Annotated in this window: 1 protein-coding gene; it reads right to left on the bottom strand. The window is 56.4% G+C overall.

Annotated elements, in window-relative coordinates; translation table 11 throughout:
* A partial coding sequence (locus tag R0J88_RS18925) for a dihydroxy-acid dehydratase (RefSeq protein ID WP_410900717.1) occupies positions 1-386 on the bottom strand: 386 nt, incomplete at its 3' end.
* Positions 387-397 lie beyond the last annotated feature (11 nt).

Below are 397 nucleotides of genomic sequence, written 5' to 3'. Positions count from 1 at the left end.
CCGGTGGTCAGTACTACACCGTCCAGCGGATAACCGTGCAACACCTCGACTAGCCCTAGATAGGCCAAGTTACGGTCCAACGCCGCGGTGGGCCGGCGCACATTTTCATGAATCGGATGCAATGGGAACTCGAAGGGGACTCCACCAGCAGCGCGCACACCATCCTTGACTCGTTTCACCAACTCAATGTGGTGCCGGTTACAGGGCGCCAGATCAGAGCCCGATTGGCAAATGCCAATGATCGGCCGGCCACTGGTCAACTCCTCTAGGGTGACCCCCTGGTTCATGTAACGCTCTAAGCACAGGGCAGTGGTGCCTGGATGATCCGGGTTGTCGAACCAATATCGCGAGCGCAGGCGATCCTTGGTCATAAGTTGTTTAGTCATAGAAATGTTCC

The organism is Pseudoalteromonas sp. SIMBA_162 (assembly GCF_046535955.1).
In the GTDB taxonomy this organism is placed as follows: domain Bacteria; phylum Pseudomonadota; class Gammaproteobacteria; order Enterobacterales; family Alteromonadaceae; genus Pseudoalteromonas; species Pseudoalteromonas marina.
This window is presented reverse-complemented; position numbering and strand designations above follow the sequence as displayed.